Here is a 22,395-nt window from a genome sequence, read left to right on the forward strand (position 1 = left end):
CCTTGTTAACCAAACAACCAAAATATCCATATTATGCTTAATCCAAGTTTAGTTTTAAATTTAGTAATTCTTTGCGGAATTTTATCAATTATTTTTGCTTATATTTCCGGCGTTCAAATTTTATCAGCAAGTTCTGGCAATGCTAGAATGAAAGAAATTGCAGGAGCAATTCAAATAGGAGCAAGAGCATATTTAAATCGTCAATATAAAACCATTTCAATAGTTGGAGTAGTTGTTCTTATTGCTGTAATTTTTTTATTTAATATTTGGGTTGGACTTGGTTATTTCATTGGTGCCTTTTTATCAGGTATTGCGGGTTATGCTGGAATGTTAATTTCTGTGCAAGCGAATGTAAGGACTGCTGAAGCATCGAGAAAAAGTTTAGCAGAAGGATTAAAAATTTCTTTTAAATCAGGTGCTTTAACAGGAATGTTAGTTGCTGGTTTAGCATTACTTGCCATTGCTGTTTATTATTGGGTACTTTTAGAATTAAAAATTGAAGAAAGAGAAATTTCTAATGCTTTAGTTGCGCTAGGATTTGGTGCTTCTTTAATTTCAATTTTTGCAAGATTAGGTGGAGGAATTTTTACTAAAGGTGCGGATGTTGGAGCTGACTTAGTTGGAAAAGTTGAAGCTGGAATTCCGGAAGATGATCCAAGAAACCCTGCTGTTATCGCTGATAACGTAGGAGATAACGTAGGAGATTGCGCTGGAATGGCTGCAGATTTATTTGAAACTTATGCAGTTACAATTGTTGCTACTATGGTTTTAGCTTCCATATTTTTCTCTGGAAATTTAAACATGTTAATTTATCCATTAGCAATCGCTGGCAGTTGTTTGATTACATCTATTATTGGAACATACTTTGTAAGATTAGGCGCTAGTAAAAGTATTATGGGCGCTTTGTATAAAGGCTTTATAGTTTCTGCAGTTTTATCTTTAATCGTTCTATACCCAGTCACTGAATATGTAGTTGGATTTACTAAAGTATATAAAGTTGGAGCACTTAGCTTTACAGGACTTAAATTATATTATTGCGGAGTAACAGGTCTTGTAATTACTGGATTATTAATTTGGGTTACAGAATACTACACAAGCACAGCTTATAATCCTGTCAAATCCATCGCTAAATCTTCAACAACTGGACATGGAACAAATGTTATTCAAGGTTTAGCTATTTCCATGGAAGCAACTGCATTGCCAGCGTTAATTATTGTAGCTGGAATTTTATCAACTTATTTAATTGCAGGATTATACGGAATTGCAATTGCAGTTACTACAATGTTGGCATTAACAGGAATGGTTGTTGCTTTAGATGCTTATGGACCAGTGACTGATAATGCTGGTGGAATAGCGCAAATGAGCAATTTACCTGCAAGTGTCAGAAAAGTTACTGATGCTCTTGATGCAGTTGGAAATACTACAAAGGCTATTACAAAAGGATATGCAATTGGTTCTGCAGGTCTTGGAGCTTTAGTTTTATTTGCTGCATACACAGAAGATATTAAACATTTTTCAAAAACTTCAGGTTCAGCATTAAAAGGAATTGTAGTAAATTTTGATTTATCAAATCCATATGTTGTTATTGGTTTATTAATTGGAGGTTTGCTTCCTTATCTGTTTGCTTCTATGGGAATGCAAGCAGTTGGTAGAGCAGGCGGAGCTGTAGTTATTGAAGTTAGAAGACAGTTTAAAAAATGGCCTGGTATTATGAAGAACAAACAAAAACCAGACTATAGAAATGCTGTAGATATTTTAACTAAAGCTGCAATCAAAGAAATGATCATTCCTTCTTTATTGCCAGTTTTATCTCCAATAGTTCTTTACGTTATAATTTATTACATAGCCGGAACATCTTCAGCCTTATCTGCTTTAGGAGCGATGTTGTTAGGTGTTATTGTTACTGGATTTTTCTTAGCAGTATCAATGACAGCTGGTGGCGGAGCATGGGATAACGCAAAAAAATATATTGAAGATGGTCATTATGGTGGAAAAGGATCAGACGCTCATAAAGCTGCTGTAACAGGAGATACGGTCGGAGATCCTTATAAAGACACTGCAGGACCTGCTGTTAACCCAATGATTAAGATTACAAATATTGTAGCTTTGTTATTGCTAGCAATTATTGCTCGTTAGTCGTTAGTCTTACCAAAGTTTTTAGCTCGTTGTCTCATACTAGCTAAGAAACTCGATAGAAAGCTGGAGTCTTTACCTAGACTAATGGTATTTGCTTCGTCAAAAGGGTTTTTGCTTAAAGCCTTTTTGTCTAAAAAATTAATTTTTTTTAGAATTCCTAGATCATCAAATTCTAACCTTAAAGTATTATTGTCAGTAATTACTTTCGTTCCATACTTATTTCTTGTTTGATGAACCTCATGGTAAAACCAAATGTTATTATTATTTATTCCGATATTTTGAGGTGGACCAATAAGATTTAAGACATCATTGGTGTTTGTATTGTTGACCTGTAAGGACTCAGATTTAATTTTTAAATTATCGATTCCGTGTAATTCATCGATTGTGGTGCAACTAACTATAAAAAAAAATACTAGAATATATTTATAGAAACTAAATCTCATTTGATAAAATCACTATCATATAATTATAAAATTTTGCTATCTAATCAACGATTATTAACTAGGTTGATTTATTAGCGTTAAATGATATTGAGTGTGCTTATTTTTAAACTTTTATAATATTCAAATGGCAGTACCTAAGCGTAAAACATCGAAAGCAAGAAGAAATTTAAGAAGATCACATCATGCTGTTTCATTTGCTAATGTTATAGAAGATAAAAAAAGTGGTGAATACAGACTTCCGCATCATGTAGATGAAAAGACCGGAATGTATAATGGAAAACAAATTTTTAAGCCTAAAGCTTAATTTAATTAATTATCAATCAAATTAAATGAAATTTACAGTTGCAGTTGATGCAATGGGTGGTGATGAATCTCCGTTAAAAGTTATTAAAGGTTTAGATCTTTTTTTACAAAATAATCAGGACTTAAAATTTTTAATTTTTGGTAACAGAGATTTAATAAATCCTATTATAGAAAAATATCCATTAGTTGGAACCTCAAGTACAATTGTTCATACTAATGAAAAGGTATCAGACAATGAGTCTCCATTAGAAGCAGTTAAGAATGGAAAAAATTCTAGCATGTGGCTTGCACTCACAGCCTTAAAAAATAAGAATGCTGATATAGCAATATCTGCAGGAAACACGGCAGCTTTACTTGTTATGTCTAGATTAATTTTAGAGACAATAAGTGGAATTGATAAGCCAGCTTTAGCCTCGATGTGGCCATCCCATAAAGGATTAAGTGTGGTTTTAGATTTGGGTGCAAATATTGATTGTAGTATAAAAAATTTAGTAGATTTTTCTAAATTAGGTGCAGCTTTATACAGAGCTGTATTTAAAAAAGAAAAACCAACCGTTGCATTATTAAATATCGGAAGTGAAGATAGTAAAGGCAGTGATTTATTAAAGAAAAGTTTGCAAGAATTGAGAAAGATTAATACTGTTAGCTTTTCATTCAATGGTTTTATAGAAGGCAATCACATTAAAGATGGAAATATAGACGTTATAGTAACAGACGGTTTTTCAGGAAATATAGCTTTAAAAACAGCAGAAGGGACTGCAAAATATATTGCAGCACTTGTTAAGGAAAAGTTTTTACGCTCTTGGTACTCTAAATTTATTTATCTTTTGTCATTTAAAATTTTTAACAGTATTAAAAACGATTTAGATCCAAGAAAATATAATGGTGGAATATTTTTGGGACTTACATCACCGGTTGTAAAAAGTCATGGAGGCACAGATTACATTGGTTTTTATCACTCTATTAAATTGTGCTATGATATTTTAAATGGTAATTTGCAAGAACAAATACAAAAAAATTTATAAATAATTAATTGTGACAGAAACAATCACAAGACAATATTTGTCAGATTTAGTTTACAAAGAATTAGGAATTTCAAAAGTTGAAGCTTCAAAGTTTATAGATGATATTTTTGAATTTATTACACTCCAACTTGAAAAAAAGAATAAAGTAAAAATTGCAAATTTCGGCTCTTTCAATATTCGCCATAAAAATGAAAGAATTGGCAGAAACCCAAGAACAAAAGAACAAAAGGTTATTTCTAGTAGAACTGTTGTGACTTTTAAGCCTTCTAAAATTTTAAAAAATAAAATTAATAAAAATTTAGATGCCAGTGAAGACAGCTGAGGCTCTTAAAACCATAGGCGAGGTAGCTAAAGATTTAAATCTTATCGATTTAGAAACAGGAAAAGTAAAAACTTATATCTTAAGGTTTTGGGAAAAAGAGTTTCCCCAACTAAGACCAAAATTAAGAGCAAAAGGAAGAAGATATTATACACCTGAAAATGTTAAACTTTTAAAAAAAATTCAATATCTTTTAAAGGACAAGGGTCTAACAATAAAAGGAGCAAAAAAAATAATTGAAAATAATTTTAATGATATTGAAGTTGACGATTTTACAAGAAAAGATATAAGCACTAACGATTTATTAGATAAAAAAGAAAAGCTAATTAGAATTAAAAAAATTATAACTGAAATAAAAAATCTTTCATAAAATGGCTAAAAAAACATCGGTTAAAGTAAGATTAGTTCCTGAATTAAAACCTGACAGTGCTTTTAATTATTATGTTAAAAAACCATCTGCAGGTGAAAAAGCTAAAGTAAAGTTGAGAGTAAAAAAATATAATCCATCAACGCGTAAACATGAATGGTTTGTGGAAAAAAAACTTCCTCCACATAGCAAGTAGTAGTTATTTAACTATTTTTCTTTCAAGTTTTATAGAATACTGAATAAGTTTATTCCAAAAATTCTTAACTAAAACGTAATCAATTTTATTTCTTTTTGCCTCAGATTTTATTCTTTTCATTATTTGATTAATTCGTTTTTTATCAACAATCGTTTTTTTATTTTTATATTTTGCAATTTTTAAAACTTGTTTTTTTCTTAGACCAAGAAGTTCAATTATTTTTTTATCTATTGTGTCGATGCTGGAGCGTATTCTTTGAATGTTTCTTTGCGACATTAAAACGTTTTTAAAATATAGATAAGTTAATTATGAATTTATAATGGCAAACACAATTAATCTAAATAGAAAAAATACTTATATTACTATTTGGTTGTATTTATCTTTATTTCTAGTTTTTTTATTAATTTTTATTGGTGGTCTCACTCGTTTAACAGAATCTGGTCTTTCTATTACTAGTTGGGAATTATTTAGTGGAATTTTACCACCGCTCAATGAGAAACAATGGCAAAACTATTTTTCACTTTATAAACAGATACCACAATACAAAGAAATTAATTTAGGAATGTCTATGGCTGAATTTAAATATATTTTTTGGTGGGAATATATTCATCGATTATTAGCAAGGTTAGCTGCTTTAGCATTTGTTTTGCCGTTTATATATTTCCTTGTAAAAAAATTTTTTAGTTTTAAGCAAATAGTTCTTTATTCAATAATTTCTTTGTTATTTTTTTTTCAAGGGTTTTTAGGATGGTATATGGTGAAAAGCGGATTAGTTACAAATACCGATGTTAGCCATTTTAGATTATCGACTCATTTGTTGGGGGGTCAAATCATATTGGCATTAATATTTTACTCAATTTTATTTAGGAATGTTAATAAGATTTATTTGAATTTTTATTCTTATTTAGTTTTATCTTTTTTAATAATTGTTTTTTTTCAGATTGTAATTGGAGCTTTTGTTTCAGGTCTAGATGCTGCAAAATTATATCAAACCTGGCCCTTAATGAATGGATACTTTGTTCCTGAAGATGTTTTTATTAAAGAATTTTTAAATTCAGAATCTTATTCTAGCGCTTCTCATGTACAATTTTTGCACAGGGTTGTTGCATATTTTACAGCTTTTATTTTTGTTTTTATTTTTTATCTATTACTTAAAAATAAAATTGTTAATTCTAAATATTTATTGATCGTATTATTTGCTATAACTTTTCAAATACTTCTTGGTATTTTTGTTTTGATAAGCGGTTATAAAATTTATTTAGCAAGTCTTCATCAGTTGGGTTCGATTTTTTTAGTTTTTTCGATAATTTATCTGTTTTACCAAGTATCAATCTCTCAAAAATAATAAATTTACCTTAATCCATTTGACATAATTAAAGGCAAAATATATTTATTCCGTTCCTTTATGACTGAATTTATTAAAAAGAAAGAAGTTAAAAAAAATTGGTATAAGATTGATGCAACAAATTTAATTGTTGGCAGATTAGCTTCTGAAATTACAAAGATTTTAAGAGGAAAGAAAAAAACTAGCTTCACTCCAAATATGGATGATGGAGATTTTGTCATAGTTACAAATGCTAGAAAAATAAAATTTACTGGAAAAAAGTTTTCTAAAAAGATTTATTACAAACATACTGGATTTCCAGGTGGAATTAAGGAAACAACGCCAAATAAAATTCTTGAAAAAGACCCGTCTAGAATTATTAAATTAGCAGTTAAGAGAATGTTACCGAGAGGTCCGCTTGGTAGAAAACAACTTGGAAATTTAAAAGTTTATAATGATGATAAACATCCTCATGAAACTCAAAAAGCTGTAGATTTTGATTTTAAATCTATCAACAAAAAAAATTCATTAAATTAAAATATGGTTCAAAGTTTAGCTGTTTCAGACAATAGATTTTACGCAACTGGAAAAAGAAAAAGTTCGATAGCTAGAGTTTGGCTTAAGGTTGGATCTGGAAATATTTTAGTAAATGGAAAAAAATACAATGAATATTTTAAACGCCCTGTTCTACAACTTAGCATTGAGAAGCCATTTAATGTTGTAAATAAAAATAATAGTTATGATGTTATGTGCACTGTTAAAGGCGGTGGTTTAACCGGACAAGCGGGCGCTGTGTCTTTAGGGATATCCAAAGCTTTATTTGTATTAGACGGAACATTAAGAAAAACATTAAAAAAAGAAAAATTATTAACGAGAGATTCAAGAAAAGTTGAAAGAAAAAAATACGGACAGAAAAAAGCTAGAAGAAGATTTCAGTTTTCTAAACGATAATCTACTTAGACTAATTTTAGTCTTTAAGTCATTTACAACTTCTTATAAATACAGAGCATGTCTGACAAATATAACGTTTTAATTAATGGAGCTTCGGGTTTTGTTGGTTTGGAACTTATTAAATTATTAAGTAATCACAAATTTATAAATCTCAAATATTTATGCTCAAGAGGATCCATTGGAAAATCTATTAATTCGTTTTTAAAAAATAAAATTAAAAAAAAATTACCGCTCATATCTGATATTAACAAAGCGGATTTTAATGATGTTGATATAATTTTCTCAGCTTTGCCCCATGGTGAAGCACAATTACTATCCAATAATATTTCTCCACATCATATTTTAATAGATCTATCAGCTGATTTTAGATTTTCAGACACTAAAGTTTACGAAAAATGGTACGGACTGAAACATTATGCGGTCAGTAATCAAAAATTCGCAGTTTATGGACTTTCTGAGTTTGCAAAAAGAGACATTGAAAAAAGTAATATAATCTCTTGTCCTGGATGTTATCCAACATCAGTTCAGTTACCGCTTATTCCTTTACTGTTAAATAAAATAATTAAAACTTCAAAAATCATTATTGATTCTAAGTCAGGTTATTCGGGTGCTGGAAAAAAAACTGCTGATAAAAAACTTTACCCAAACATTAATAAAAATATTGCTGTTTACGGAGTTGGCAATCATAGACATATGCCTGAAATTGACCAGGGGTTAAAATTGTTTGCTAAAGTAAAAGGAAATTTAAAGATTGAATTTACTCCTCATTTAATTCCAACTTTTAGAGGAATATTAACTACAATATATGCTGATCTTAACAAGAATATGAGTGTAAAAAAAATTCATCAATATTTAAGTAAATTTTATAAAAATAATAATTTTGTAAAAATTTTACCTTATGGAAAGTTTGTAAATACGAATAATGTTAATAATACTAATAATTGTAATATAAATATTTTTTCAGGAAGATATAAAAATCAATTAATTATTGTAAGCTCCATTGATAATCTGATTAAGGGTGCAGCAGGGCAGGCAGTTCAAAATATGAATATAAGATTAGGTTTAAAAGAAACTTTAGGTTTAGAATAATGAATTTAAGAGATAATTATAATATTGCAATTGTTGGACTCGGAAATGTTGGTTCTGAAGTTTACAAGCATTTAGTTAAGAACAAACGCTCTATTGAAATCAATACAAATTCTACTTTTCAAATAAAATATATATCCGCTAAAACGATTGGTAAAAAAAGAAGTTTTAGCATTCCAAAGAAAATGTGGGTTAAGAACCCCTTAGCTTTAGTTAAAAAAGATGATGTTGATATAATTATTGAATTAATAGGTGGTTCAGAGGGAGTTGCAAAAAAGTTAGTATTTGCGGCTTTAAAAAATAACAAACACGTAATTACAGCAAACAAAGCTTTAATATTTAAGCATGGTAATGAACTTGCAAAAATTGCCGAAAAAAATTCTGTCAATCTTCTATTTGAAGCTTCCGTTGGTGGGGGAATACCTATTATCAAATCAATAAAAGAGAGTTTAGTTGGAAATAAATTATTCCATATTTATGGAATATTAAATGGGACAACAAATTTTATTTTAACTGAAATAGAAAGAACTAAAAAAAGTTTTAAAGAAATTTTATCGACTGCTCAAAAACTTGGATATGCAGAAACTAATCCAAAACTCGATCTTAATGGGGACGATGCTAAATCAAAAATAGCAATATTAAGTGCGCTTTGTTTTAAAAATAAAATAATTAATAAAAGCTTTTTAACTGAAGGAATTGAACGAATTGATCTCGAAGATGTCGAGTATGCACATCAGTTTAAATATAAGATTAAGCTACTTGGTATTTCTGAGATAATTGATAATAAAATCAAACAAAGAGTTCATCCTTGTTTAATTTCAAAAGATTCTGATCTTGCTAAGATTAATGGAGCAAATAATGCAATTATGGTTGAAGGAAATCCAGTTGGAAAAATAGTCTATCAAGGACTTGGTGCTGGAAAAGGTCCAACAACTTCATCAATTATTTCAGATTTAAATTCAATTCTAAAAGGGAATGTAACTTTGCCTTTTGGATTTAATTACTCTGATGCAAAAGAATTTAAAATGTTCGACTTTGATAATCATGTTTGTAAATTTTATTTAAGATTAGTCGTTAAGGATAAGCCAGGAGTATTATCTAAAATTACATCTATCTTATCTAAACATAAGATTTCAATTCAAAGTGTTTTACAAGAACCTTTAGATAATCCTAAAAATGCCAATTTAGTTATTATAACTCATAGTGCCAGAGAAAAAGATATGAGATTTACTTTAAATAAAATTTCTAAAGAAAAATTTATGGCTAAAAAAATTACAATGATCAGAATAAGAAATGAAAAAAAATTATGATCATCAACAATGGATTTGTAGATTTATTTGTAAAAACTACTAGCGAAGCTGCTTACGCATCATCATTATTAAAAGGTAAAGGAGATAAAATTGCAGCCGATCAGGCGGCCGTGGATAAGATGAGATTATTTCTCAATAATATTCCCATGAAAGGAAAGATTGTCATAGGCGAAGGTGAGATGGATGAGGCGCCCATGCTTTACATAAATGAAATGGTAGGAACGGGTGTCGGAGAAGAATTAGATATAGCCGTTGATCCGTTAGAAGGAACAAATTTAACTGCAAAAAACTTACCAAATGCAATGTCAGTTCTTGCAGTATCTAAAAAAGATAATCTATTGCATGCTCCAGATACTTATATGGAGAAAATTGCTGTTGGAAAAAATATTAAAGAGGGTGTTATCGATCTTGATTTTGGAATAGTAAAGAATTTGAAAAATTTAGCTGATTTTAAAAATACAACGCCCGATAAATTAACAATATGTCTTTTAGAAAGAGAAAGACATGATCACATAGTCAAAGATGCTATACAACTTGGCACTAAAATAAAATTTATTTCAGATGGTGATGTAGCGGGTGCTATTTATGCAGGCATTGAAGATTTTAATGTGGATATATATTTAGGAATCGGTGGAGCTCCTGAAGGTGTACTTGCTGCAGCAGCAATTAAATGTTTGGGAGGTCAATTTCAGGCAAGATTAGTTTTAAGTAATGATCATGAAGTCGATAAAGCAAAAAAAATGGGAATTAAAGATTTAAAAAAGAAATATTTTATTAACGACATTGTAAAAGATGATGTTTTGTTTTGTGCTACGGGCGTAACAGGTGGAGATTTACTTCAAGGAATTAAAATTTTAGATAATGGTTTTTATCAATCAGAAACCTTTGTTTTGCACCATGGATCTAAGCTTAATAAAAAAATTATTAATAAATTTAAAATATGAAATACCAGTCGGTAACTGGTAAAGAATGGATTTTATCCAATTACAACGAAAACTTAGCTCTAGAAATCTCTCAAAAGTTAGGAATCGATTATTTTTTATCTAAGCTTTTATCTATAAGAAAAATTACAGCTGATAACTGCAATTCGTATTTAAATCCAAAGATCAAAGAATTTATGCCAAATCCAAGTGTCCTAAAGGACATGGATCTTGCAGTAGATACATTAATTAAAGCTATCAAAGACAATAAAAGAATTTGTATTTTAGGAGACTACGATGTGGATGGTGCATCTTCAACAGCAATTATTGTAAATTTTTTAAAAAATATATACTCAAATTTTTTTATTTATATTCCCGATCGACAAATTGATGGCTACGGTCCATCCGTTAGTTCATTAAAGAATATCATTGAAAAAAAGGGTGAATTTTTAATAACTGTTGATTGCGGTACTACATCCTTTGAAGCTTTAGATTATGCTAATCAAAATAATATTGATGTTTTAGTTATTGATCATCATCAAGCAGAAATTAAACTTCCAAAATGTAAAGCGTTAGTAAACCCAAATCAAATAGATGATAAATCTAATCTTGGTTATTTATGTGCAGCTGGAGTTTCCTTTTTATTTATTGTCGCTTTAAATCGCTCTCTTAGAGAGGGTAAATTTTATAATGATAAAAACATTAACGAACCAGATTTATATGATTATTTAGATTTAGTTGCCTTGGGTACAATTTGTGATGTTGTACCACTGATAGATTTAAACCGAGCCTTTGTTTATCAAGGAATACAAATATTAAAGAAGAGAAAAAATATTGGGATTAAAACTTTAATTGACGTGGCTGACATTAAAGAAAGTCCAGATACTTATCATATCGGTTTTTTATTGGGACCAAGGATAAATGCAGGTGGCAGGATTGGGCAATCTGATCTTGGCGCAAACTTGCTTACCACTCAAGATCCAAAGAAAAGCTACGAAATAGCAACAACCTTAGATTCATTAAATAAAAAAAGAAAATTAATTGAAGAAGATATTTTAAATGAAGCTTATTTATTAGCAGAAAAAGAAAAAAGTAATGAAATAATACTAGTTGCAAATAAATTTTGGCATGAAGGAATAATAGGCATTATTGCGAGCAGAATTAAGGAAAGATTTTCAAAACCAACAATTGTCATTTCTTCTACTAAAAATATTGCAAAAGGCTCTTGCAGATCTATTTTTGGTTTTGATATTGGTCTTGCTATTTTAGCAGCTAAACAAAATGGAATTGTTGTAAAGGGGGGTGGCCATAAAATGGCAGCAGGCTTTAGTATTGAAGAAAATAAAATCGATGATTTAAAAAATTTCTTAATATCTAAATTTAAATCAGCAAAGCCAAATTTTACTCAAAATAACTTTATAGAAATCGATGGTATTCTGTCAGCCAATGCAGTTAATGAAAAAACCTATGAGGAGATAAGTAAATTGGGTCCTTTTGGATCAGGAAATTCTGAGCCTAAATTTATTGTTGAGAATTTATCATTAATTAAAATAAATTTTGAAAATGATTTTTTAATAAAAGTATTATTTAAAAATAGCAGCGGTTTATATCTTCATGGAATTTGTTTTAAAAATAATAAAGAAAAAGTAGTTGATTATATTAAAAATTTTAAAAATCATAAATTTCATATAGCTGGAAAATTAAGTTGTAACGATTGGAATAAACAAAGAGTAATTGAATTTATTATTGAAGATATTTCTTTAACTCACTAGCAATTACAGAGATTAATATAGTTAATTATATAATTGTTGATTATTATTATTAAACAATCTAAATAACTTTACTTTCAAGGTCCCTTCGTCTATCGGTTAGGACACGTGGTTTTCATCCATGAAAGAGGGGTTCGATTCCCCTAGGGACCGCCAAAAACTTTTATGAAACTTTTAAGAGTTGGTAATTTAGGAGCTGAAAAGCCAGCAATACTTGATAACGGTATCATAAGAGATTTATCCTCAGTCATTAAAGATATCGATAGAACAACTATAGGGGATGACCTAATCAACACTATTAAGAAATTAGATATTTCTAAACTTCCGCAACTTAATAATAATTTCCGAATAGGAGCGAGCGTTTCTAATCCAAGTAATTTTCTTGGTATTGGCTTAAATTTTCTTGATCATGCATTGGAGCAAAATTTAGAACTTCCCAAAGAGCCTATTATATTCTCAAAAGCAACCTCATCGATATGTGGGCCTAATGATGATTTAATTATTCCAAAAAATTCTGAAAAAACAGATTGGGAAGTAGAAATTGCTTTTGTTATTGGAAAAAAAGGAAAAAATATTTCATTAGCTGAGGCAGAAAGTTATATTTTTGGCTACTGCTTGGTTTGTGATTTTAGTGAAAGAGAATGGCAAAAAAAAAGAAGCGGTCAGTGGGTGAAAGGAAAATCATCAGAAACTTTTGGCCCAGTTGGTCCTTATATAGTCACTAAGGATGAGATTAAGGATGTATATAATTTAAATATGAGTTTAGATGTTAATGGCAAAAGAATGCAAACAGGTAATACCTCTAAAATGATTCATAAGATGAATTTTTTAACATCCTATGCAAGTGAATTTATGACATTATTGCCAGGGGACATCATTACAACAGGAACGCCTCCAGGGGTTGGCGATAGCATGAAGCCTCCAAAATATTTAAAAAAAGGTGAAGTTGTAACTCTAAGTATTGACCAATTAGGTAGTCAAAAGCATTCAGTTGTATAAATTAATTACTAATTAATTCTTCAATTTTCTTAACAACTTTTTCACTTTGCGGATTAGTTGTGGAGATAAAAGTGTCATTAATTTGTCCCTTTTTATCAATCAATATCTTATGAAAATTCCATTTAGGCTCTGCTGCACTTCCATAACTTTCTTTAGCCCATAAATATACAGGGTGTGCATTTTTACCTTTAACAGACACTTTTTCCATAATTGGAAAATTAATATTAAAATTAGTCTCACAGAAATTTTTTATTTCAGCATTTGAACCTGGTTCTTGATTACCAAAATCATTGGATGGTACACCAATAACTACAAAATTTTTGCTTTTATATTTATCCCACAAAGTTTGTAGATCGGTGTATTGTTTAGTAAAGCCACATTGACTTGCAACATTGACTAGTAAAACCACCTTATCCTTGTGTTGTGATAATAAATATTTTTTACCATCAACATCAGTAAAACTAAATTCATGCAATGTTCGTTTGTCATTGGCGTTGATATTTTTGCTAAAGAAAAACATGCTAATTATAATAAAATAAAAAATATTTTTTTTCATTACTTATCTTATTTTTATTAAAGCATTAAAAGGCACTAATATACAGCCTTTTCTTGCAAAATAATTTTTATTTAAAAGGAAACTAAATTTTTTCCATTTTCCTAATAAATTTATTTTTTTCTTAAAAATAGAATTAATAAATAATTTAGTAAAATTTTTAACCGCTATTAGATTTTTATTTTTTACACAATCAGAAAAAATACTGCATGAAGCTTGGCATATTAAACAAGATTCAGTTTTGTATGATATTTTCTTAATAATTTGCTTATTAATTTTAAGATATAATATTACTTTATCACCACACGTATGATTTTTATAAATACATTTGTGTGTAAAATTTTTAAGCATTCCATAATTTTTTAAATCTCCAGTATGTTTAAGTAGCAATGTATTCATGACTATTAATTTAAAATTATTATTTGATTCACGTATTAAAAAAGTAAAGTATTACTAATGAATTTGAAAGTTTTATTAACTAGTATTCCTTTTAAATAAATTAATTAAGTTGTATAACAGCTGAGTTTCGGGGCATAGCGCAGTCTGGTAGCGCATCTGGTTTGGGACCAGAGGGTCGCAAGTTCGAATCTTGCTGCCCCGACCATTATAAAATGAAAAGAATTGGTTTATATCCTGGCACATTTGATCCAATAACCTTTGGACATATTGATATTATTAAGAGAGCAGCAAGTATTGTTGATTATCTTTATATTGGAACTCCATTAAGTAATAAGAAAAAAACTATTTTTTCAACAGCTGAGAGAGTTTCTTTAATTAAAAAAGTTATCTCTTCATTTCCTGAAAATATTAAGAAGAAAATTAAAGTGGTTTCTTTTTCAGGATTAACTACAAATTATTGTAAAAAAATTTCTGCTAATATTATTTTTAGAGGTTTGCGAGTTGCATCAGACTTCGAATATGAATTTCAATTGGCGGGTATGAATCACAAATTAAATAAAAACTTCGAGACGGTCTTTTTAATGGCAGAGATAGAAAATCAAATTATTTCATCAAATTTCGTTAAAGAAATTGCCGCATTAAAAGGAGATTTGGTGCAATTTGTTCCAAACATTGTTATTAAAGCTCTGAAAACTAAATTTAAATAATGTTTAAAAAATTAATTTTCGTTTTAACTTTATTTCTATTTTCCTTTTCAAGTAATATTCAATCTAAAGAAAGATCTACTATGATAATGAAATTAAAGTTTGGTGAAGTTAAAATTGAACTTTTTGATGATGTAGCTCCTAATCATGCAAAAAGAATTAAAACATTAGCTGATTCTGGAAAATATGATGGTGTTGCTTTTCATCGAGTCATCGATGGTTTTATGGCACAAACTGGAGATGTAAAATTTGGTAATACAAAATTAGATTTTAATGCACAAATGGTTGGTACAGGTGGTTCTGAGTTTCCAGATTTAAAAGCAGAATTTAATAATATTCCTCATCAACGAGGAGTTTTATCCATGGCAAGATCACAAAGTCCTGATAGCGCGAATAGTCAATTTTTTATCTGTTTTGACTCTCATCCGCATTTAGATCGAAACTATACTGCTTTTGGTAGAGTAGTCAGTGGGATGGAATTTGTTGATAAAATTAAAAAGGGCGCTCCAGGTTCGGGCGTTGTTGAAAATCCTGATATAATTATAAGTCTAAGATCAGCAAAATAATAAAGTCAAAAATGAAATCTATTTCATTTAATTTATTAAATGAAAGTCATGGTGCTCGACTAGGAAAAATTACAACACCTAGAGGAGTAATTGATACACCAGCTTTTATGCCTGTTGGAACAGCAGGAACCGTTAAAGCGATGTATATTGATCAAGTTAAAAGCTGCGGTTCTCAAATTATTTTAGGAAACACCTATCATTTAATGTTAAGGCCTGGAGTTGAGCGAATAAAACAGGCAGGCGGTCTTCATAATTTCATGAATTGTCCAATGCCAATACTTACTGACTCTGGCGGTTTTCAAGTTATGTCTTTGTCAAAAATATCTAAAGTAAGCGAGGATGGAGTTGAGTTTAGTTCCCATATAGATGGTAAAAAATTTTTCTTAACGCCTGAAGAAAGCATTCAAGTTCAATTAGACTTAAACTCAGACATTGTAATGGTATTTGATGAATGTCCTAAATATTCATCTGAAAAAAATTTAATTAAAAAATCCATGGATTTATCCCTTAGATGGGCTGAACGATGTAAAAAAAAATTTGGCAAACAAGAGTCAAAATGGCTTTTTGGAATAACCCAAGGTGGAATATTTCCAGATCTTAGAAAAGAATGTTTAAAAAAGTTAATAGATATTGGTTTTGATGGATATGCTTTAGGAGGACTTGCGGTTGGTGAAAATCAATCTGAAATGTTTGATGCTGTTGATGCGGTTAAAGATATTGTACCAAAAGACAAACCTCATTATTTAATGGGCGTTGGTATGCCTCAAGATATTTTAGGGGCAGTTAAAAGAGGTATAGATATGTTTGATTGTGTTTTACCGACACGTTCAGGTAGGACAGGGCTTGCTTTTACTTGGAATGGAAAAATAAATATCAGAAATGCAAAATATGCTAAGGACGAGGATCCTTTGGATAAATCTATCGATTGTCCTGCATCAAACTTATATTCTAAAAATTATTTAAATCATTTAGTAAACTCCAACGAAATTCTAGGATCCATGCTTCTCACTTGGCATAATATCGCCTTTTACCAGGACCTAATGAAGAAGATTAGAAGTGCAATTAAAGAAAATAAATTTGACGCATTCTATAAAAAACACTTTGAATTGTTTAATGAAGCTAATTAAAAAATTGCTTTCAGGGGCGGTTTAAACTATATAAAACCTTGCATTAATGGGCCCGTAGCTCAGTTGGTAGAGCAATTCCCTTTTAAGGAATGGGTCACAAGTTCAAATCTTGTCGGGCTCACCATTTATTGTATTACAAATACCAAAGACCAAATAAGTAAAAATATAATAAATATTAAAAGTAGTTTAACGTTGGAATTGTCGTTTTTATTATATTCCAAATACCTAACCAGTACATTTTTTTCATTAATAAAATTGATCTTTTTTAAAATTGAAATCAAAATAGATAGAATAAAAATTGAAAAAATTGAAAAGTAAATAATCCATAATAAATAACTCATTATTAAATTTATCATAAATTAAAGATTTTGAATTTTAGGATACTCGATTTTAACCTTCGGTATTAATAATCTTAAATCATTTATCCTGTTCCCAGAAGAAGGGTGGGTGCTTAAAAATTGTGGAGGCTCTTTTCCTTTCATTTTTTCCTGCATTCGCTCCCATAGTTGGATTGCTCCAGCAGGATCATAACCACTTAAATTTGCAAAAATTATGCCAAGATAATCAGCTTCTGACTCTTGATATCTGCTAAATGGATTAAAAATTCCAAGCTGGATAATATCCATTCCAGTTGTTTGACCAACAGTATTTCTCGTTCTAGAAATTGCACCACCTAAGGCAATATCTGCAGCCATGGTTCCAACATTTATAGCAAGTGCCGCACTAGCTCGCTCAAGAGAGTGCCTTGCAACGGCATGCGCAATTTCATGTCCCATGACAGCAGCTAATCCATTTTCATCTTTGGTTACTTCAAGGATACCCGTGTAAAAAGCAATTTTGCCACCAGGCATACACCAAGCATTTAAAGTTTTAGGATCATTAATTAAAATATATTCCCAATCATAATTTTCTGTAGGATCTTTTAAATTTTTACTCTTAAAATAATATTTAATTGCCTTTTCGATTCTCTTTCCAACAGTAATGATTGGTTCTAATTGATCTTTATCTTCAACTAACTTCGCCTTTTCTTTAACTTTTTTATAAGCACCAATAGCTTGGCTATTTATCATAGACTCAGGAAGAAGCGTTAATTGTTGCCTTCCTGTAATAGGAGCGGTAGCGCAACTTGAAAGTAAGAAACCACCACAACAACAAGTAGTTAATGATAAGAAATCTCTTCTATTAATTTTCATCAAATTTTAAATATTTTAACTGTGAATTTAGACAACAAAATGTTATTTCTAATTAGTTTATCATGAAATCATCAATATTTACAAAGCTTAGAAACTATTTTTTAGCAGGAGTTTTTACGCTTATTCCAATTTTTATAACTGCTTATTTTGTTATTTTTATAATGGAAATATTAGCTAAACTTGTACCGAAATCTTTAAATCCCAACACATATCTACCTTATAATATACCGGGTTTAGAAATTTTAATTTCGGTGGTGCTGATAACATTCATTGGCTTGATTTCAGTCTCATATCTTGGAAAAAAATTTCTAATAGTAGGAGAGGCTTTATTAGAAAAAATTCCTGTACTTAGGACTATTTATACTGGAGTAAACCAGTTAACCAAAAGTTTTGGTGGAAATGATGATAGTTCAAATACTAAAAAAGTTGTTCTAGTTCAATTTCCAAGAACAGGCGTATGGTCTGTTGGTTTTGCTACAAACGAAAATAAGATGGTTGAGTTAGAAGGAATGATAAATGTATTTATTCCAACAACTCCTAATCCAACAAGTGGTTTTTTGATAATTGTTCCTAAAAAAGATTTAATCTACGTAAATATGAGTTTTGAGAGCGCTACAAAATTTATTATGTCAGCAGGGACAATCGAAGAGAATGCTAAATAATATTATGTATGAAACAAGAATATTTTGGGTGGGGTGGAGTCAGAAAATTAGCAAACCAAATAGGTTTTAGCTGTTTTGAAGTCTGCGACATTATTTGGAGAGCAAAGCATCATAAGCAACCTAAATTTAAAGAGATATTGATATTTTCTGTAATTAGAAAAAATTTAATTAAAAAGTCTGGCAAACCTCTAAGAGATATTTATGGAAATTTAGTCAGAAGAAGAGAAGGGGAGCAAGATATTCATTATGCAATTCGTGCAGATTTAGATTTATTTAAACACAATCATAAGATCAAAAGACAGTGGAAAGATGACCCTGATTTTTACAAATCTGTAAGACAAAAATATGAAAATTTATACAAACGCTTTCCTAAAGAAATCAATAAACAAGCCTCTATGATGGATTAGTTTACCTTGATTAATACAGGCAACCCCTTGTTATTTTTTATCTGATAAAATCCTCTTAAAATAAACCAAATATGGAGGATAGTTATGTCAAAAGAAAAAACAAATGTGGTTTCTATTAAAAGAATAGAAGCCAATAGAAGAAATGCAAAACATTCAACAGGACCCAAAACTTCTGCTGGAAAATTCAGATCATCACGCAATTCATTAAAGCACGGACTTGAAGCAAGACGTCATTTAATAATTGGTGAAGATGTAAAAGAGTTTCAAGAATATAGAACATCACAGATTAGATTTTATGATCCTAAAGATGCTATTGAAGTCGATGATTGTATTCAAATAATAGTATTAGGCTGGAAATTAAGAAGGTTTTCTGTTGTAGAAACTGGTCTTTTTAATCAAGATATTGTTCAACAAATTAAAACTAGCATTAATAATATTGGTGTTAATTTGCTTAAAAGATCTGATTTTGAAGAAGTTGCTAAAGAATTAGATCAAATTCCAGAGCTTCAGGGACTCTCTTTTAGAAGAGATTGCAAAGAGGAAAATGCCAATATCAAATTAAATACGATGTACATTCGAACATTAGTTTGTCGTCAAAAATTAATTGATAATTATTTTGCAAGAAGAAATTCTAATAAAAATAAAATTAATTAAGGAGATTTTATGAAAAATAAATACTTTAATGAAAGAGAAAAAAGGTTTTTCAATTTCTTTTCTAATAAAGATGATTATTATAAAGGGTGCTATTTTGGAGAAACAAACCCATTAATAGATAATAAAATCAATAAGATTAAAAAAGGTATATTAGTGATTTTAAAAGGCAACTTAAGAAAACCAAAGATAAACATGAGAAGGAAGATTTACTGGAACTTATTAAACTTTATGAAAAACCAACAGATATTGTTGATAAAACAGTAGAGGAAGTAGTTGCTCCAGCTGTTATTATGGAAAAGATTGTTAAAAAAGAGGAGCCTGAAGCTAAAGATCCAATCATATTTAAGACGGAGCCATATAGAAGGGATACCAGTCGTCTTGTTTATTGGTGCAATCCATTTGAACCCATTAATAAGGACAAACTTGGCAGCACTCAGAATTAGAGAATAAATAAACTAGAAAGGAGCTACTATTAAATGTAAACTATTATTTACTTAATACTAAAGTAATACTTTAAATATTATATATATATTATTGTAATATAATATTTTTTATATAAATTTAAGTATTTAAATTATAATACTAACTCTATGATTATTATCTAATTTCTTCAGATTATTGAGTATTTTTGTTGAAGTGATAAAAGTAGCGAAAACATTGACTTTTGAAACTAATCTAATCTCATTTTCTATTGAAACTGGTGTTTTTCCAAAGCCAATAGCTATTGAATGACCATCACACCAATAAGCAACTTCGCCAAAAGTGACTACATCTCTAGCGTTTTTATCTGGCTTAATGCCTAGATTAGCTGTCTCGAAGTATATTTCCTCTCCCCAAGTGTTTATTTGGGCCTTAAATGAGCTTAATTTGGCCAATTTGAGCGCTGTTTGAGAGTTATTTAGGTTTAGTTTAATCTCAAAGTCATCGAATTTAAGGAGCATTGATAATGATAAATAGCTATTTTTGATGATATTGACATCAATTTATAGTTGTATTAATATTTCCGATAATTAATGGTTATCGGAAATTTATGTCAAATCTAGTTAAGGATCTTATTTCTATTGAATTAGAGACTTTAAATAATATCAGATCTTCAAAATCAGTTAATACTTTAAGAGCTTATAAATCTGATTTTAATCATTTTATAAATTTTTGTAAAAAAAATAATTTTATATCTTTGCCAGCGGATCCAAAAATTGTTTCATTTTATCTAACTGACCTATCGTCAAATTCAAAAGTAAGTACGTTAAAACGTCGATTGGCCTCTATTAGTGTAATTCACAAACTAAAAGGACACTATATAGACATTAAGCATCCACTAATAATTGAAAATTTAATGGGTATACAAAGAAAGAAGGGTGTATTTCAAAAATCCAAAAATCCGATTTTAATTAATGAATTAAAAGAAATTATCAATGTTATAGATAAGTCAGAAAAAAATATTCTAAAAAAAACTAGAAATAAAGCTTTAATATTAATTGGATTTTCAGGAGGTTTTAGAAGGTCGGAACTGGTAAATATTGATTTTGAAGATTTGGAATTTACAATAGAAGGTGTCAAAATTTTTATTAAACGATCTAAAACTGATCAATCCGGAGAAGGAATGATAAAAGCTATACCCTATTTTAAAGAAAAAAATTTTTGTCCAGTTACTTATTTAAAAAATTGGATTGAGATTTGTAAAGTAAATAAAGGTTTTGTTTTTAACATTTCAGATAAAATGGTTGCAATTTTAATAAAAAAATATTTATTAGCAGCTGGATTTGATCCAAAAAAATATTCTGGACATAGTTTAAGATCTGGATTTGCAACAACTGCGGCTAGTTCAGGTGCAGATGAAAAAAGCATAATGACAATGACTGGTCATAAAACTACTCAAATGGTAAGACGATATATCAAAGAGTCAAATTTATTTAAAAATAATGCTTTAAATAAAATAGATTTATAAATATTATATTTAGATTAGTTTAAGATTATTTAAATATTTATTCCATGTAAGAGCTATATTGTTCCAGCAAAATTTTTTTGAAGACTTGCTAGCGTTATTGCTTAATTTAGTTAATTGAGATTTATTTGCAACTAAATTTATAGCTTTTGCTGCCATATCCTCAAAAGTTTTTACTACATAACCATTTACATTATTAACAACACGTTCAGCTAAAGCTGTTCGATTAAAGGTTATAACTGGCAAGCCGCTAGCTAAAGCTTCCAATGCCGATATACAAAAAGTTTCATCATATCCTGGATGAAGCATAGCAGTACTATACTTGTATTTATTTGCTAAAAAATCTCTACTAACAACTCCAAAAAATTTAATATTAAATTTATCATAATCAATATTTATTTTTTGCTTTTTAGGAACATTTAGGCCGTGTACATGTAATTCAGCAAGGGGCAATTTTTTAAAAATTATTTGGCACCAAATATCAATAATTTCATCTAGTCCCATATCCCTTTTTACAGTCCATATAAAAATTGGTTTAATATTTTTATTTCTTTTATTATTAAGAAATAACTCGGAGCACCCATTTGGAATGATAGTTTTACTTTTAAATGGATAAAAAGATGTAGTTAATTCCTTCAAATAGTTACTTACAAAAACAACATGAGGCCTATGAAAAATTATTGGTAAAAATTCTTTTTTTCTTAATGATTTTTCTATTTGTAATTCATTGTGCATCCAAAGAACTTTAATTGATTTTTGTTTAAATTTAAAAACCTGTGAATAGTTTGAACTAACTACAATATCGTAAAGATTATTATTTTCGATTAAAGTTAGATAATTAAAAGGAAGATTAGTAATATTGTTAACTTTTTGCTTATTTTTTATTTTACTTACAAGAGTAACTTCATGTCCTAAACGCGACAATCCTTGCGCTAGTTCGAAATTACAATGCTCAATTCCACCAACTTTATTTATATTTTTATTGTTTAAATTAATTAAACTATTATTAACAAATAGTAATTTCATTTAATAAAAAA

The 22,395-nt window shown here is 29.1% G+C and carries 29 protein-coding genes and 3 tRNA genes; 25 read left to right on the forward strand and 7 right to left on the reverse strand.

What is annotated here, in order from left to right:
* Window positions 1-33 precede the first annotated feature (33 nt).
* On the forward strand, window positions 34-2,136 hold the full coding sequence (locus CR143_RS02680; protein ID WP_169696841.1) for a sodium-translocating pyrophosphatase: 2,103 nt from the start codon (window positions 34-36) through the stop codon (window positions 2,134-2,136).
* Here CR143_RS02680 and CR143_RS02685 read toward each other — a convergent pair.
* Window positions 2,133-2,579, reverse strand: coding sequence for a hypothetical protein (locus tag CR143_RS02685; protein ID WP_099340302.1), 447 nt, complete (start codon window positions 2,577-2,579; stop codon window positions 2,133-2,135). The two genes, CR143_RS02680 and CR143_RS02685, sit on opposite strands and share 4 nt — an antisense overlap.
* Before the next feature lie 124 nt (window positions 2,580-2,703).
* Here CR143_RS02685 and rpmF point away from each other — a divergent pair, with 124 nt between their 5' ends.
* From rpmF to CR143_RS02710, 5 genes are read left to right on the forward strand one after another with little or no spacing between them, the layout of a single operon-like run.
* A complete protein-coding gene (gene rpmF, locus CR143_RS02690; protein ID WP_017970077.1) occupies window positions 2,704-2,883 on the forward strand; it encodes a 50S ribosomal protein L32 in 180 nt (59 codons plus the stop codon).
* Window positions 2,884-2,908: 25 nt separating this feature from the next.
* Window positions 2,909-3,907 carry a phosphate acyltransferase PlsX gene (gene plsX / locus CR143_RS02695; RefSeq protein ID WP_099340303.1) on the forward strand — a complete coding sequence of 333 codons (999 nt, stop codon included), beginning with the start codon at window positions 2,909-2,911 and terminating at the stop codon, window positions 3,905-3,907.
* Window positions 3,908-3,917: 10 nt separating this feature from the next.
* Window positions 3,918-4,229 (forward strand): integration host factor subunit alpha, encoded by a 312-nt coding sequence (locus tag CR143_RS02700; RefSeq protein ID WP_099340304.1) that lies wholly within the window; start codon window positions 3,918-3,920, stop codon window positions 4,227-4,229.
* Window positions 4,210-4,596 (forward strand): MerR family transcriptional regulator, encoded by a 387-nt coding sequence (locus CR143_RS02705; protein ID WP_099340305.1) that lies wholly within the window; start codon window positions 4,210-4,212, stop codon window positions 4,594-4,596. The genes CR143_RS02700 and CR143_RS02705 overlap by 20 nt, the downstream gene beginning before the upstream one ends.
* A 1-nt stretch (window position 4,597) precedes the next feature.
* Entirely contained in the window at window positions 4,598-4,789 is a 192-nt protein-coding gene (locus tag CR143_RS02710; RefSeq protein ID WP_099340306.1) for a 50S ribosomal protein L33, read from the forward strand.
* A 3-nt stretch (window positions 4,790-4,792) separates the two neighbouring features.
* Here the strand turns inward: CR143_RS02710 and CR143_RS02715 are convergent, their stop codons facing one another.
* Window positions 4,793-5,065, reverse strand: coding sequence for a chorismate mutase (locus CR143_RS02715; protein WP_099340307.1), 273 nt, complete (start codon window positions 5,063-5,065; stop codon window positions 4,793-4,795).
* A gap of 43 nt (window positions 5,066-5,108) precedes the next feature.
* Here CR143_RS02715 and CR143_RS02720 point away from each other — a divergent pair, with 43 nt between their 5' ends.
* From CR143_RS02720 to CR143_RS02760, 9 genes are all read left to right on the forward strand, one after another.
* On the forward strand, window positions 5,109-6,134 hold the full coding sequence (locus CR143_RS02720) for a COX15/CtaA family protein (protein WP_099340308.1): 1,026 nt from the start codon (window positions 5,109-5,111) through the stop codon (window positions 6,132-6,134).
* Window positions 6,135-6,194: 60 nt separating this feature from the next.
* Window positions 6,195-6,650, forward strand: coding sequence for a 50S ribosomal protein L13 (gene rplM / locus CR143_RS02725; protein ID WP_099340309.1), 456 nt, complete (start codon window positions 6,195-6,197; stop codon window positions 6,648-6,650).
* Between the two features lie 3 nt (window positions 6,651-6,653).
* A complete protein-coding gene (gene rpsI, locus CR143_RS02730) occupies window positions 6,654-7,064 on the forward strand; it encodes a 30S ribosomal protein S9 (protein ID WP_099340310.1) in 411 nt (136 codons plus the stop codon).
* A gap of 57 nt (window positions 7,065-7,121) precedes the next feature.
* Window positions 7,122-8,153 (forward strand): N-acetyl-gamma-glutamyl-phosphate reductase, encoded by a 1,032-nt coding sequence (gene argC / locus CR143_RS02735; protein WP_099340311.1) that lies wholly within the window; start codon window positions 7,122-7,124, stop codon window positions 8,151-8,153.
* The gene (locus CR143_RS02740; protein WP_099340312.1) at window positions 8,153-9,460 is read left to right on the forward strand and encodes a homoserine dehydrogenase; all 1,308 of its coding nucleotides are present in this window, start codon (window positions 8,153-8,155) and stop codon (window positions 9,458-9,460) included. The genes argC and CR143_RS02740 overlap by 1 nt, the downstream gene beginning before the upstream one ends.
* Window positions 9,457-10,404 carry a class II fructose-bisphosphatase gene (gene glpX, locus CR143_RS02745; protein ID WP_099340313.1) on the forward strand — a complete coding sequence of 316 codons (948 nt, stop codon included), beginning with the start codon at window positions 9,457-9,459 and terminating at the stop codon, window positions 10,402-10,404. Before CR143_RS02740 ends, glpX begins: the two co-directional genes overlap by 4 nt.
* Window positions 10,401-12,152 (forward strand): single-stranded-DNA-specific exonuclease RecJ, encoded by a 1,752-nt coding sequence (gene recJ, locus CR143_RS02750; protein WP_099340314.1) that lies wholly within the window; start codon window positions 10,401-10,403, stop codon window positions 12,150-12,152. Before glpX ends, recJ begins: the two co-directional genes overlap by 4 nt.
* 78 nt (window positions 12,153-12,230) lie before the next feature.
* Window positions 12,231-12,305 (forward strand) — tRNA-Glu (locus tag CR143_RS02755).
* A 9-nt stretch (window positions 12,306-12,314) separates the two neighbouring features.
* Window positions 12,315-13,148: a fumarylacetoacetate hydrolase family protein gene (locus tag CR143_RS02760; RefSeq protein WP_099340315.1), complete on the forward strand. Its 834-nt coding sequence runs from the start codon at window positions 12,315-12,317 to the stop codon at window positions 13,146-13,148.
* A gap of 1 nt (window position 13,149) precedes the next feature.
* Here CR143_RS02760 and CR143_RS02765 read toward each other — a convergent pair whose 3' ends face one another.
* Window positions 13,150-13,704, reverse strand: coding sequence for a glutathione peroxidase (locus tag CR143_RS02765; protein ID WP_239923103.1), 555 nt, complete (start codon window positions 13,702-13,704; stop codon window positions 13,150-13,152).
* 3 nt (window positions 13,705-13,707) lie between these two features.
* Complete coding sequence (locus tag CR143_RS02770) at window positions 13,708-14,100, reverse strand: iron-sulfur cluster assembly scaffold protein (protein WP_099340316.1); 393 nt, start codon at window positions 14,098-14,100, stop codon at window positions 13,708-13,710.
* Window positions 14,101-14,228: 128 nt separating this feature from the next.
* Between CR143_RS02770 and CR143_RS02775 the strand changes: the two genes are divergently transcribed.
* The 5 genes from CR143_RS02775 (at window position 14,229) to CR143_RS02795 (ending at window position 16,621) form a co-directional block, all read left to right on the forward strand.
* Window positions 14,229-14,305, forward strand: a tRNA-Pro gene (locus tag CR143_RS02775).
* A gap of 7 nt (window positions 14,306-14,312) precedes the next feature.
* Complete coding sequence (gene coaD, locus CR143_RS02780) at window positions 14,313-14,807, forward strand: pantetheine-phosphate adenylyltransferase (RefSeq protein ID WP_099340317.1); 495 nt, start codon at window positions 14,313-14,315, stop codon at window positions 14,805-14,807.
* Window positions 14,807-15,370 carry a peptidylprolyl isomerase gene (locus CR143_RS02785; protein ID WP_099340318.1) on the forward strand — a complete coding sequence of 188 codons (564 nt, stop codon included), beginning with the start codon at window positions 14,807-14,809 and terminating at the stop codon, window positions 15,368-15,370. The genes coaD and CR143_RS02785 overlap by 1 nt, the downstream gene beginning before the upstream one ends.
* Window positions 15,371-15,381: 11 nt before the next feature.
* On the forward strand, window positions 15,382-16,497 hold the full coding sequence (tgt, locus tag CR143_RS02790) for a tRNA guanosine(34) transglycosylase Tgt (protein ID WP_099340319.1): 1,116 nt from the start codon (window positions 15,382-15,384) through the stop codon (window positions 16,495-16,497).
* A gap of 48 nt (window positions 16,498-16,545) precedes the next feature.
* Window positions 16,546-16,621, forward strand: a tRNA-Lys gene (locus tag CR143_RS02795).
* A gap of 235 nt (window positions 16,622-16,856) precedes the next feature.
* On the opposite strand, the gene CR143_RS02800 is transcribed toward CR143_RS02795, so the two are convergent.
* The gene (locus CR143_RS02800; protein WP_099340320.1) at window positions 16,857-17,690 is read right to left on the reverse strand and encodes a M48 family metallopeptidase; all 834 of its coding nucleotides are present in this window, start codon (window positions 17,688-17,690) and stop codon (window positions 16,857-16,859) included.
* A 62-nt stretch (window positions 17,691-17,752) separates the two neighbouring features.
* Between CR143_RS02800 and CR143_RS02805 the strand changes: the two genes are divergently transcribed.
* The 4 genes from CR143_RS02805 (at window position 17,753) to CR143_RS06385 (ending at window position 19,856) form a co-directional block, all read left to right on the forward strand.
* A complete protein-coding gene (locus CR143_RS02805; protein WP_099340321.1) occupies window positions 17,753-18,352 on the forward strand; it encodes a DUF502 domain-containing protein in 600 nt (199 codons plus the stop codon).
* Window positions 18,353-18,360: 8 nt separating this feature from the next.
* Window positions 18,361-18,759, forward strand: coding sequence for a hypothetical protein (locus CR143_RS02810; protein ID WP_099340322.1), 399 nt, complete (start codon window positions 18,361-18,363; stop codon window positions 18,757-18,759).
* Window positions 18,760-18,843: 84 nt separating this feature from the next.
* Window positions 18,844-19,413: a hypothetical protein gene (locus tag CR143_RS02815; protein ID WP_099340323.1), complete on the forward strand. Its 570-nt coding sequence runs from the start codon at window positions 18,844-18,846 to the stop codon at window positions 19,411-19,413.
* 290 nt (window positions 19,414-19,703) lie between these two features.
* Window positions 19,704-19,856, forward strand: coding sequence for a hypothetical protein (locus CR143_RS06385; protein ID WP_157780307.1), 153 nt, complete (start codon window positions 19,704-19,706; stop codon window positions 19,854-19,856).
* A 126-nt stretch (window positions 19,857-19,982) separates the two neighbouring features.
* On the opposite strand, the gene CR143_RS02825 is transcribed toward CR143_RS06385, so the two are convergent.
* Window positions 19,983-20,354 (reverse strand): cyclophilin-like family protein, encoded by a 372-nt coding sequence (locus tag CR143_RS02825; RefSeq protein WP_099340325.1) that lies wholly within the window; start codon window positions 20,352-20,354, stop codon window positions 19,983-19,985.
* 89 nt (window positions 20,355-20,443) lie between these two features.
* Here CR143_RS02825 and CR143_RS02830 point away from each other — a divergent pair, with 89 nt between their 5' ends.
* Window positions 20,444-21,361 carry a site-specific integrase gene (locus tag CR143_RS02830; RefSeq protein ID WP_099340326.1) on the forward strand — a complete coding sequence of 306 codons (918 nt, stop codon included), beginning with the start codon at window positions 20,444-20,446 and terminating at the stop codon, window positions 21,359-21,361.
* Window positions 21,362-21,370: 9 nt separating this feature from the next.
* On the opposite strand, the gene CR143_RS02835 is transcribed toward CR143_RS02830, so the two are convergent.
* Window positions 21,371-22,384 (reverse strand): glycosyltransferase family 4 protein, encoded by a 1,014-nt coding sequence (locus CR143_RS02835; RefSeq protein WP_099340327.1) that lies wholly within the window; start codon window positions 22,382-22,384, stop codon window positions 21,371-21,373.
* Between the last annotated feature and the right edge of the window lie 11 nt (window positions 22,385-22,395).

The sequence above is a fragment of the Candidatus Fonsibacter ubiquis genome (assembly GCF_002688585.1).
Taxonomy (GTDB): Bacteria; Pseudomonadota; Alphaproteobacteria; order Pelagibacterales; family Pelagibacteraceae; genus Fontibacterium; species Fontibacterium commune.

Bases quoted from the DNA above. Each gene is read 5' to 3' on its own strand.
- CR143_RS02680 (WP_169696841.1), top strand. From the start codon at position 34: ATGCTTAATCCAAGTTTAGTTTTAAATTTAGTAATTCTTTGCGGAATT.
- CR143_RS02685 (WP_099340302.1), bottom strand. From the start codon at position 2,579: ATGAGATTTAGTTTCTATAAATATATTCTAGTATTTTTTTTTATAGTT.
- rpmF (WP_017970077.1), top strand. From the start codon at position 2,704: ATGGCAGTACCTAAGCGTAAAACATCGAAAGCAAGAAGAAATTTAAGA.
- plsX (WP_099340303.1), top strand. From the start codon at position 2,909: ATGAAATTTACAGTTGCAGTTGATGCAATGGGTGGTGATGAATCTCCG.
- CR143_RS02705 (WP_099340305.1), top strand. From the start codon at position 4,210: ATGCCAGTGAAGACAGCTGAGGCTCTTAAAACCATAGGCGAGGTAGCT.
- CR143_RS02710 (WP_099340306.1), top strand. From the start codon at position 4,598: ATGGCTAAAAAAACATCGGTTAAAGTAAGATTAGTTCCTGAATTAAAA.
- CR143_RS02715 (WP_099340307.1), bottom strand. From the start codon at position 5,065: ATGTCGCAAAGAAACATTCAAAGAATACGCTCCAGCATCGACACAATA.
- CR143_RS02720 (WP_099340308.1), top strand. From the start codon at position 5,109: ATGGCAAACACAATTAATCTAAATAGAAAAAATACTTATATTACTATT.
- rplM (WP_099340309.1), top strand. From the start codon at position 6,195: ATGACTGAATTTATTAAAAAGAAAGAAGTTAAAAAAAATTGGTATAAG.
- rpsI (WP_099340310.1), top strand. From the start codon at position 6,654: ATGGTTCAAAGTTTAGCTGTTTCAGACAATAGATTTTACGCAACTGGA.
- argC (WP_099340311.1), top strand. From the start codon at position 7,122: ATGTCTGACAAATATAACGTTTTAATTAATGGAGCTTCGGGTTTTGTT.
- CR143_RS02740 (WP_099340312.1), top strand. From the start codon at position 8,153: ATGAATTTAAGAGATAATTATAATATTGCAATTGTTGGACTCGGAAAT.
- glpX (WP_099340313.1), top strand. From the start codon at position 9,457: ATGATCATCAACAATGGATTTGTAGATTTATTTGTAAAAACTACTAGC.
- recJ (WP_099340314.1), top strand. From the start codon at position 10,401: ATGAAATACCAGTCGGTAACTGGTAAAGAATGGATTTTATCCAATTAC.
- CR143_RS02760 (WP_099340315.1), top strand. From the start codon at position 12,315: ATGAAACTTTTAAGAGTTGGTAATTTAGGAGCTGAAAAGCCAGCAATA.
- CR143_RS02765 (WP_239923103.1), bottom strand. From the start codon at position 13,704: ATGAAAAAAAATATTTTTTATTTTATTATAATTAGCATGTTTTTCTTT.
- CR143_RS02770 (WP_099340316.1), bottom strand. From the start codon at position 14,100: ATGAATACATTGCTACTTAAACATACTGGAGATTTAAAAAATTATGGA.
- coaD (WP_099340317.1), top strand. From the start codon at position 14,313: ATGAAAAGAATTGGTTTATATCCTGGCACATTTGATCCAATAACCTTT.
- CR143_RS02785 (WP_099340318.1), top strand. From the start codon at position 14,807: ATGTTTAAAAAATTAATTTTCGTTTTAACTTTATTTCTATTTTCCTTT.
- tgt (WP_099340319.1), top strand. From the start codon at position 15,382: ATGAAATCTATTTCATTTAATTTATTAAATGAAAGTCATGGTGCTCGA.
- CR143_RS02800 (WP_099340320.1), bottom strand. From the start codon at position 17,690: ATGAAAATTAATAGAAGAGATTTCTTATCATTAACTACTTGTTGTTGT.
- CR143_RS02805 (WP_099340321.1), top strand. From the start codon at position 17,753: ATGAAATCATCAATATTTACAAAGCTTAGAAACTATTTTTTAGCAGGA.
- CR143_RS02810 (WP_099340322.1), top strand. From the start codon at position 18,361: ATGAAACAAGAATATTTTGGGTGGGGTGGAGTCAGAAAATTAGCAAAC.
- CR143_RS02815 (WP_099340323.1), top strand. From the start codon at position 18,844: ATGTCAAAAGAAAAAACAAATGTGGTTTCTATTAAAAGAATAGAAGCC.
- CR143_RS06385 (WP_157780307.1), top strand. From the start codon at position 19,704: ATGGAAAAGATTGTTAAAAAAGAGGAGCCTGAAGCTAAAGATCCAATC.
- CR143_RS02825 (WP_099340325.1), bottom strand. From the start codon at position 20,354: ATGCTCCTTAAATTCGATGACTTTGAGATTAAACTAAACCTAAATAAC.
- CR143_RS02830 (WP_099340326.1), top strand. From the start codon at position 20,444: ATGTCAAATCTAGTTAAGGATCTTATTTCTATTGAATTAGAGACTTTA.
- CR143_RS02835 (WP_099340327.1), bottom strand. From the start codon at position 22,384: ATGAAATTACTATTTGTTAATAATAGTTTAATTAATTTAAACAATAAA.